This window comes from Mycobacterium sp. E2462, from assembly GCF_001672685.1.
In the GTDB taxonomy this organism is placed as follows: domain Bacteria; phylum Actinomycetota; class Actinomycetes; order Mycobacteriales; family Mycobacteriaceae; genus Mycobacterium.
Map to the genome: position 1 here is coordinate 1 of NZ_LZKC01000142.1, position 8,124 is coordinate 8,124.

Consider the following 8,124-nt stretch of genomic DNA (forward strand, 5'->3'; position numbering starts at 1 on the left):
GGTCATCCTCGAAAAGTTCGACGCCGCACTGGCTTTGGACGTCATCGAGCGATTCCGGATAACCAACTTCACCGCCACCCCCACCATGCTGGCACGCATCGCGGCCCGCCCCGACGTCCGCCGGCGCGACCTGTCCAGCATCGTGTTCGTCCTGCAGGGCGCCGCGGTGATGCCGCCTTCGCTGCTGCAAACGTGGTTCGAGCTGCTGAGTCCCGAGCAGATGGTGACGGCCTACGGCATGACCGAGAACCTCGGGCTCACCGCCTTGCGCGGCGACGAGTGGCTCAGCCATCCCGGCAGCGTCGGGCGGGGGTTCCGCGACACCGAGATCCGGATCCTCGACGCCGACAAGCGGCCGCTGGGCCCCGGCGAGGACGGCGACGTCTATCTGCGCGCACCGATGAGCGCGGGCTACCGCTATCTCGGCGGGGCGCCGCCCCTCCCGTCGACCGACGACGGCTTCCGCTCCGCCGGCGACATCGGCCACCTCGACGAGGACGGCTATCTCTACATCGTCGACCGTCGCGTCGACATGATCGTCACCGGCGGCGCCAACGTCTTTCCCGCCGAGGTCGAGTCCGCGCTCGCGGGACATCCCGGCATCGCCGACGTCGTGGTCATCGGCCTCGCCGATGCGCAGTGGGGGCGGCGCGTGCACGCGGTCGTGCAGCTCGCCGAGGGGGCCTCGCTGACCGAAGCGCAGATCATCGAATTCGCCAAGGGTCGGCTGGCGCCCTACAAAGCGCCCAAGACCGTCGAGTTCGTCGACGCCATCCCCCGCACGGCGGCCACGAAGGTGAACCGCTCGGCCATGATCGCAGCCCGGGGCGGCTGAGCGCTCGGAGTGTGTCGGACCTCTCATCTGATCAAGACGTTCTGGGGTTGGCATGATCAGCAGTTGCCGGACGGCACCGTGATCTGGACCGCACCGTCGGGGCACACCTCCGTGACCACGCCAGGCAGCGCGGTGCTGTTTCCCACGCTGTGCGCCCCGACCGGCGTGCCTCTTGCCGCCGCGGCGCCCGTACGGGACCGCTGCGCGGATCGCGCCCTGAAGATGCCGCGGCGCCGTCGCAGCCGAGCGCAACACCGCGCCCGCCTACGTCGCCGCCGAGCGGCGCCGCAACGGCGCGACGGCCACCCAGCGGCAGGCGCCACCCTCCGAGGCGGCCGGGGCGCACGCCCGAGCGGCGACCGGGCCCGCGCCACCCGACGACCCACCGTTCTAGCTACAGCGCGGTAACCTCATTCTCATGTCAGAGCCCGGGGACGACGTCGAGATCACGCGCGGGGACCGCTTCATCAAGACCGCGGTAGCAATCCTCGGCGAGACGGGTCGCACCGACTTCACCGTCCAAGAGGTCGTCGCACGCTCCAAGACGTCGCTGCGCGCGTTTTATCAGCATTTCAGCAGCAAGGACGAGCTGCTGCTGGCGCTGTTCGAACGCACCATCGCGCAGTCGGTCAAGGCCTGGCGCGGCGAGACGAGCGGGTTGGACAGCACGGCGGCGCTGAAATTGGTGATCGACCGGGTCAGCGAGCAACCGGAGTCGACCACCCAGGACAGCCTCAACCGGGCGCTGATGCTCTACAACCAGCACCTCGCCGAAACCCGTCCGCGCGAGTACGCCCGCGTGCTCTCGCCGTTGCACCGGCTGATCCGCGACATCGTCGGCCAGGGCATCACCGAGGGCGTCTTGCACCCCGGCCTTGACGTCGGCGCGGCCGCCGCCATCGTGATGCAGACGATGATGGGCGCGCAGCGATTGCATTGGCTGGGAAGCGAATTGAACGGCGCGCCGGTCGACGCGGGCCAGCTCTACGACTTCTGCAGCCGCGCCCTGGGCATCCGCGACACCGACGACGCCGTGCCGGAACCGTCGCTGTCGGAGTTGTTCGGCCAGATCGGCATGCGCGCCGGGCAGCGCGACGGCCACTTCGCCATGACCATGCCGGTGAGCCCCCAGGTGGTGAACACCTCCGGCGCGCTGCAGGGCGGCCTGATCGCCACGCTGGTGGACGTGGCGGGCGGCCAGTTCGGGCTGGACTTCCTGCAGCAGGGCACCACCATGACCACCGCCGACCTCTTCATCCGCTACCTGCGGCCCATTCGGCAGGGCTCAGCCTTCGCGGTCCCCCGCATGCTGCGCGCCGGCCGGCGGGCCATGGTGATGCAAATCGACATCTACGGCGACGCCGACGACGAGCTGGCGGCCACCGCGACGGTCAACTTCGCGATCATCAACGGCGCCACGCCCACGATTCCGCGGCGCGCGGGCGGCGCAAACGGACGTTCGAACCGACGCTGAAACGGACGCTGTCCCGACCAACGCCCGGGTGGTAACGTCATTACCATCCAGTGAGAATCTCGACTCTCCGAGGAGAACGCCATGCCCTCTCGCGAGCTTCCGTTCCCGGTGTTCGACGCCGACAACCACATGTACGAGCCGCAGGAGGCGCTGACCAAGTTCCTGCCCGAAAAGCGCAAGCACGTCATCGATTACGTGCAGGTGCGGGGCCGCACCAAGATCGTGGTGCGCGGACACATCAGCGACTACATCCCCAACCCGACGTTCGAGGTGGTGGCCCGCCCGGGCGCCCAGGAGGAGTACTTCCGCCACGGCTCGCAGGGCAAGAGCTACCGCGAGATCCTGGGCGAGCCAATGAAGGCCATACCGGCGTTCCGCGAGCCCGGCGCCCGCCTCGAGGTCATGGACGAGCTGGGCATCGACTACGCGCTGATGTTCCCGACGCTGGCCAGCCTCGTCGAGGAGCGGATGAAGGACGACCCGGAGATGACGCACGACGTCATCCACGCGCTCAACGAGTGGATGTACGAGCAGTGGTCGTTCAACTACTCCGACCGCATCTTCGCCACCCCCGTCATCACCCTCCCGATCGTCGATCGGGCGCTCGAGGAGCTGCAGTGGTGTCTGGAGCGCGGCGCCCGCACCGTGCTGGTCCGCCCCGCTCCGGTGCCCGGCTATCGCGGCAGCCGATCCTTCGGGTTGGCGGAGTTCGACCCGTTCTGGCAGGCCTGCGTGCGCGCCGAAATCCCGGTGTCAATGCACGCCTCGGACAGTGGCTACTCCGAGCTGCTCAACATTTGGGAACCCGGCGACGAGTTCCTGCCGTTCAAGCCAACCGCCTTCCGCAGCCTGGCGATGGGCCACCGCCCCATCGAGGACGCCTTCGGTGCCCTGATCTGCCATGGCGCGTTGAGCCGCAACCCGGATTTGCGGATCCTGTCCATCGAGAACGGCGCCGACTGGGTGCCGACGCTGTTCCGGGGCCTCAAAGGCGTCTACAAGAAGATGCCCCAGGCCTTCGCCGAGGACCCGATCGAGACGTTCAAGCGGTGCGTCTACGTCAGCCCGTTCTGGGAGGACCGCTTCACCGAGATCGTCAACATGGTGGGCACGGACCGCGTCGTGTTCGGCTCCGACTGGCCGCACCCCGAGGGCCTGAAAGACCCGATCTCGTTCGTCGACGAGCTGTCCGAGTTCAGCGAAGAGGACCAGGCGAAGATCATGGGCGGCAACCTGATGAAGCTGATGAAGGTGACCGCGCCGGCCAAGAAGCCGGTGTCGGCCTGACGAGCCGCCGAAACCGCCTGTGCCCAAACGGCACCCGGCAAGGAGCCTACAGCTCCTCGACCAGGGAGCCGGAAGTTCCTCTAGCGCAGGCCCTTTGACGCCGCGACCCGTGCCGCACCGCTGACGACCACCGGTCATCGTGGGCGTGCGAATCGTTATCTGACACTCCCGCAACCGAACCGCTGCCGCGTTGACCTCGTGAGGCCGTCACTTCCGATACCGCGCCATATACCCGCCGCGACGAAACTGTTGCAATATATACGCGTCGGTCGTTGCTAATCTATTGGTCGACGTGTGTTGAATAGGTCGACGCGTAGACCCGACCCTCGTCGGGCTAGCCGGTCGTTCGAGGAGTTGCGAGGAGGCACGGCCAGATGACGGCCGAAAGTGGCTGGGATGCAACGGTAGGCGCGGCCGAGGACGTGCGGCGCGTCTTCGAGAACGTCCCGGCTCTGCTGGTCGGCCTCGAGGGTCCCGACCACCGGTTCATCGCGGTCAACGCGGCGTACCGGGCGCTGAGTCCCGCCCTCGATCCCATCGGTTTGTCGGCGCGCGAGGTCTTCCCCGAGTTGGAGGGCCAGCAGATTTTCCAGATGTTCGACAGGGTGTACGAGACCGGCGAGCCACAGACGGGCTCGGAATGGCGAGTGCAGGCCGACTTCGAGGGCGCCGGCGACGCGCAGGAGCATTTCTTCGACTTCGTGGTCACCGCGCGCCGGGCGACCGACGGCTCGGTCGAGGGCGTGCAGCTCGCCTTCATCGACGTCACGCAGCGGGTGCGCAGCCGGCAGGTCGCCGAAGACCGCATGCACGAGCTGTCCGCGCGCTACCGCAACATCCGCGATTCGGCGACCGTGATGCAGCAGGCGTTGCTGGCGCCGTCGGTGCCCGTGGTTCCCGGCGCCGACGTGACGGCGGAATATCTCGTCGCGGCCGAGGACACCGCCGCCGGCGGTGACTGGTTCGACGCCATCCCCTTGGGCGATCGACTGGTCCTCGTGGTCGGTGACGTCGTCGGGCACGGGGTCCAGGCGGCCGCGGTGATGTCGCAACTGCGCACCGCGCTGCGGATGCAGATCGTGGCGGGCTATCCGATCGCCGAGGCGCTCGCCGCGGTCGACCGCTTCCACGAGCACGTGCCCGGCTCGAGGTCGGCGACGCTGTGCGTCGGTTCGCTCGACTTCAGCACCGGCGAGTTCGAGTACTGCACCGCCGGGCACCCGCCACCGCTGCTGGTCGGCGCCGACGCGGCCGCGCGCTACCTCGCGCCGTCGGGCGGCGGCCCGCTGGGCAGCGGGTCGGGCTTTCCGGTGCGCTGCGAGGTCCTCGATGTGGGCGACACGATCCTGCTCTACACCGACGGTCTGATCGAACGCCCCGGCCGGCCGTTGGTCGCCAGCACCGCCGAATTCGCCGAGCTTGCGGCCAACATCGCCGGCGGCCAGAGCGGCTTCGTCATCGAATCTTCGGCGCGGCCCGTCGACCGGCTCTGCTCGGAGACGCTGGAGATCCTGCTGCGCTCGACGGGATACAGCGACGACGTGACTTTGCTTGCGGCACAACGGCGTACGCCGCCGGCACCGCTGCACCTCACCCTGGACGCGACGATCCGCACGGCGCGGGTGGTGCGCGCCGCGCTGCGCGACTGGCTGACGGAGATCGGCGCCGTGGCCGACGATATCTCCGACATCGTGCACGCAATCTCCGAGTTCGTCGAGAACGCGGTGGAACACGGCTATGCCACCGAAGTCCCCGACGGCGTCGTCGTCGAGGCGTCGTTGGCCGGCGACGGCAACCTGCACGTCTCGGTCGTCGACCACGGGCAGTGGAAGGACCACCGCGAAGGCGAGACGGGCCGCGGGCGCGGGCTGGCCATGGCCGAAGCCCTGGTGTCCCAGGCACACATCACCCACGGGACCGGGGGCACCACCGCCACCGTGGTGCACCGCCTGTCTCGACCGGCGAACTTCATCACCGACACCCTGGCCGCCGGGACGGCCCACCAGCGGGAGGCCAACTCGGACTTCGCCTCCGCGGTCACCGAGCCCGGCCGCCTGGTGGTCAGCGGCGAGGTCGACGCCAATACGGCGGCCACCCTGGACCGCCAGATCGCTGTCGAAAGCCGTTCCGGCATAGCATCATTGACCATCGACCTCAGTGAGGTCACCCACCTCGGCTCGGCGGGTGTCAGCGCGCTCGTCGCCGCCCGCGACCGGGCGCGTCGGCAGGGCAGCGAGTTCGCGTTGGTGGCGCCGCCGGGCAGTGCGGCCCACCATGTGCTGTCGCTGGTGCAGATTCCCGTCGCCACCGGCCTGGTCGAGAACCTGGTGGCCGAGGGCTAGGGGCGATCGCTCCGGGGGCCGTGCCGGACTTGGTTGAACGGCACACCGCGGTCCGCGGCGTACTCGCGCGGGAAGCCCAGCACGCGTTCGCCGATCACGTTGCGGGCAACCTCCGTGGTGCCGCCCCCGATCGCCACGGTTTGCCGGGACAGGTAGCGCAGGCCGGTCTGCAATCCGTCCCCCACCGCGCCCACCACGCCGACGGCTCCCGCGATCTCCAGCGCCGTGTCCACGTCCAGGGTCACGGTCTCGGAGTGGAACAGCCGGATCAGCGTGCCGGCCGCCGGCGGCAGGACGCCGTCGCGGACGTTGCGGTAGACGTGGTCGATCAACTGCTCGGCCACCGCCCGGTGCACCAGTGCCCGGCCGGCCAGCTCCCGCACGCGTGGGTCGTCACCTTGGCCCGTCTTCTCCGCGAGTGACACGAAGTCAACGGGATTCGCGTTGCCACCCTCGCTGCCGCTGCCGCTGGCGAACTCCGATCCCTGCCCCACGGCCCGGCGTTCGTGGTAGAGCTGCCGCGAGGCCACCGCCCAGCCGCCGTTGACCTCTCCGACGACCGCGTCGTCACCGACATCCACCCCGTCGAGGAACTCCTCGCAGAACTCGGTGGAGCCGCTCAGCATCGTGATGCGGCGCAACGTGATTCCGGGGTGGGCGATGGGCACCAGGAACATGGTGAGGCCCTCGTGCTTGGGCACCGCCCAATCGGTGCGGGCCAGGCACAGCCCGTAGTCGGCGGCGAACGCGCTGGTGCTCCACGTCTTGGCGCCGTCGAGCACCCAACGGTCGCCGCGGCGTTCGGCCCGCGTGATGACCCCGGCCAGGTCCGAGCCGCCGCTCGGCTCGCTCAACAGCTGCACCAGCACTTCCTCACCGCGCAGCGCCGCGGCGATGTGCCGCTTCTTCTGCTCCTCGGTGCCGGTGTCCAGCAGCGTCGCGCAGCAGATGGTGAAGGTGGGCGTGTTGAGGATCAGCGGCATCTCGTAGCCCAGCGACTCGGCGTCGAACGCCTTCTGGTACTCATACGGCAGGCCTTGGCCGCCGTATTCGCGGGGGAAGCACAGGCCGGCGAATCCCCCGCCGTAGAGCCGCCTTTGGAGTTCACGGGCGCGCGACCACGACGCCTCGTCGTCCCGCGGGGCCGGGGGCGGGTTGTCGGGGTCGATGGTCGGCAAGTTGTCCGCCAGCCAGGCCCTGGCCCGCGCGGCGAACTGCGCGACCGACTCGGTGGGCGAGTGCGCGGTGCTGGTCATCGGTGGGCTCGACCCGCCTTCTCGGCCTCGTAGACGCGCAGGTTGTGCTCCTGCGGCGTTCCGAACATGTTGCGATACAACGTGACCCGCCGAAGGTAGAGGTGCAGGTCGAATTGCCAGGTGACCCCGATACCGCCGTGCAGCTGGACGCACGACTGCACGATCTGCCCGGCCATTTCGCCCACGTAGGACTTGGCGATGCTGGCCGACAGGCCCGCGTCCGAGCGCCGCGCGGCGACGGCGGCGACCGCGGCGGCCGTGGTGGCCCGGCACGCCTCCAGCCACAGCTTCATGTCGGCGAACGTGTGTTTGAGCGCCTGGTAGGACGCCAACGGGCGACCGAACGAGTGGCGGTCCAGCGCCCATTGCACGGTCATGTCGAACACCGTCTGCAGAACGCCGACGACCTCGGCGCACTGCAGCACCTGGGCGATCTGGCTCTGCCGGTCGACCAGCGCGGCGGTCTGCTCGGCGGTGCCGACGGCGGCGGTCGGGGGCACGACGACGCCGTCGAAATGGACTCGGGCGTACTGCTTGACCAGGTCGACCGACTGCTGGGGCTCGACGCGAAGCCCGGCGGCGTCGGTGGGTACCAGGAACTGGCGGACGGCCTCGTCACAGCGCGCCACCACCAGCAACCACGCGCTCTGGGCGCCCGCCTCGACGCGGTCCTTGGTGCCGTCGATGCGGTAACCGGCCTCGGTGCGGGTGGCCGTCACCGTGGGCGCCAAGGGCGCCCAGCCCTGCCCGGGCTCGCAGACGGCCCACGACGCCACGGCCTCCCCCGCGATCAGCGCCTCGATGGCGGCCGCATGCGCGAGCGGATCCGCGCCGTCGACGAGTGCGGTCAGCACGACGCTCACCGGGTAGAGCGGCCCGGGCGCCACCGTCCGGCCGAGCCGCTCGGCGACCATGGCCAGATCGGCCAGC

At 69.5% G+C, this 8,124-nt stretch carries 6 protein-coding genes; 4 read left to right on the top strand and 2 right to left on the bottom strand.

Features of this window, described 5'->3' with window-relative positions; all coding sequences use genetic code 11:
- The 4 genes from A5714_RS06715 to A5714_RS06730 form a co-directional block, all read left to right on the top strand.
- Positions 1 to 835: class I adenylate-forming enzyme family protein (locus A5714_RS06715; protein ID WP_156747197.1), on the top strand; the 835-nt coding region annotated here is incomplete at its 5' end.
- 418 nt (positions 836 to 1,253) lie between these two features.
- Positions 1,254 to 2,309 carry a hotdog fold thioesterase gene (locus tag A5714_RS06720; RefSeq protein WP_068284040.1) on the top strand — a complete coding sequence of 352 codons (1,056 nt, stop codon included), beginning with the start codon at positions 1,254 to 1,256 and terminating at the stop codon, positions 2,307 to 2,309.
- Positions 2,310 to 2,390: 81 nt separating this feature from the next.
- On the top strand, positions 2,391 to 3,596 hold the full coding sequence (locus A5714_RS06725; protein ID WP_068284043.1) for an amidohydrolase family protein: 1,206 nt from the start codon (positions 2,391 to 2,393) through the stop codon (positions 3,594 to 3,596).
- Between the two features lie 374 nt (positions 3,597 to 3,970).
- Entirely contained in the window at positions 3,971 to 5,938 is a 1,968-nt protein-coding gene (locus tag A5714_RS06730) for a SpoIIE family protein phosphatase (RefSeq protein ID WP_068284046.1), read from the top strand.
- Here A5714_RS06730 and A5714_RS06735 read toward each other — a convergent pair.
- Both A5714_RS06735 and A5714_RS06740 read right to left on the bottom strand, forming a co-directional pair.
- Complete coding sequence (locus A5714_RS06735) at positions 5,935 to 7,194, bottom strand: acyl-CoA dehydrogenase family protein (protein ID WP_068284048.1); 1,260 nt, start codon at positions 7,192 to 7,194, stop codon at positions 5,935 to 5,937. The two genes, A5714_RS06730 and A5714_RS06735, sit on opposite strands and share 4 nt — an antisense overlap.
- The coding region (locus tag A5714_RS06740) for an acyl-CoA dehydrogenase family protein (RefSeq protein ID WP_068284050.1) at positions 7,191 to 8,124 on the bottom strand (934 nt) is incomplete at its 5' end. The genes A5714_RS06740 and A5714_RS06735, both read right to left, overlap by 4 nt.